Genomic DNA, 1,410 nt, shown 5'->3' with positions numbered 1-1,410 from the left:
GCCTTTTTCTACGATCGCTTTCGTTACGACATTGATCTTCAGAATACGCGTGAATTTAGCGCTATCTGTGAAGCTTGGTGCTGCTTCCTTACCATCTTCGTATACGTACTTGATCGTACGGCTCAATTCCTTCACAGCTTCTTGTTGAGCTGACTTGATCTTATCATCTGTCCACTTAGGTCCATCCGGATTGCTTGGATCCATTGGATCGTTTGGTTTCGGTGGATTATTTGGATTGAATGGTACTACAACCTGACGCATAGTAACGGTGAAGGTTTGATCCTTCTTATCGTCATTATCGAAGGTCTTAGGTCCTGCGAACTCATCTGTTACAACTTCGTAACCCTTGTCTGTCAATTCTTTCAGACGAGCTGCGTAGTTGGTTGTACCGATTGGCTCACCTGACTTACCGCTTTCGACAACCTTGGTCAATTCCTTATTACCGTCAGTTTGGTCTACNAAGCTGATAATCGCTTTTTGACCATCCTTCACGNANTTGATTGGTGTGTCCTTAGTTGGATCACTTGGAACTGGTGGTGGGTTGTAACCCTTGCTTGGATCGCTCGGATCTTTCGGTGTCAATGGTGTTGTGCCATCTGGGCCTACTGGTGTAGTGCCTGGTACATGTGGAATCACTGGAAGATCAGTACCTGGTTTGCTTGGATCTGTTGGATCGTTTGGATATGGAAGGTTTGGTACTTTTGGAAGTCCATCTGGTACATTTGGTACGTATGAACCAAGTTTGCTGTACTTAACTGTTTCTTCGCTATCCTTATCATCAGGAGTGACTGTCTTCGCTGCGACATTAGCCTTATCTGCCACAAATCCAGTTACGACTGGTGTAGCTTCTTGTGCCAATTCTTTCGTAGCTGGTGTCCATGCACCGAAGGTTTCAACGCCAGTTACACGGTTACGTTCACCTGTACGTGTGAAGGCTGCTTCTTGAGTCACNGGAGCTTTCAGAGCTGGACGACCCGCTGTTTGACCATCTGCGTATTCGTACTTGATTGTACGTGATACTTTCTTGTTGAGCTTAGCTGGGTCTGTAATCTTCTCTGTACCTTGACGAAGAGTAACGGTGAAGGTTTGATCCTTCTTATCGTCATTATCGAAGGTCTTAGGTCCNNNGAACTCATCTGTTACAACTTCGTAACCCTTGTCTGTCAATTCTTTCAGACGAGCTGCGTAGTTGGTTGTACCGATTGGCTCACCTGACTTACCGCTTTCGACAACCTTGGTCAATTCCTTATTACCGTCAGTTTGGTCTACNAAGCTGATAATCGCTTTTTGACCATCCTTCACGAAGTTGATTGGTGTNTCCTGAGTTGGATCGCTTGGAANTGGTGGTGGGTTGTAACCCTTGCTTGGATCGCTCGGATCTTTCGGTGTCAATGGTGTTGTGCCATCTGG

At 45.9% G+C, this 1,410-nt stretch carries 1 protein-coding gene; it reads right to left on the bottom strand.

Annotated elements, in window-relative coordinates; genetic code table 11:
• Positions 1 to 1,302: mucin-binding protein (locus tag D8872_RS10890; RefSeq protein WP_446677440.1), on the bottom strand; the 1,302-nt coding region annotated here is incomplete at its 3' end.
• Positions 1,303 to 1,410 lie beyond the last annotated feature (108 nt).

The sequence above is a fragment of the Streptococcus cristatus genome, from assembly GCF_003943815.1.
GTDB lineage: Bacteria > Bacillota > Bacilli > Lactobacillales > Streptococcaceae > Streptococcus > Streptococcus cristatus_F.
Note: the sequence above shows the minus strand (reverse complement) of the source record. Positions and strands in the feature narration are given on the sequence as shown.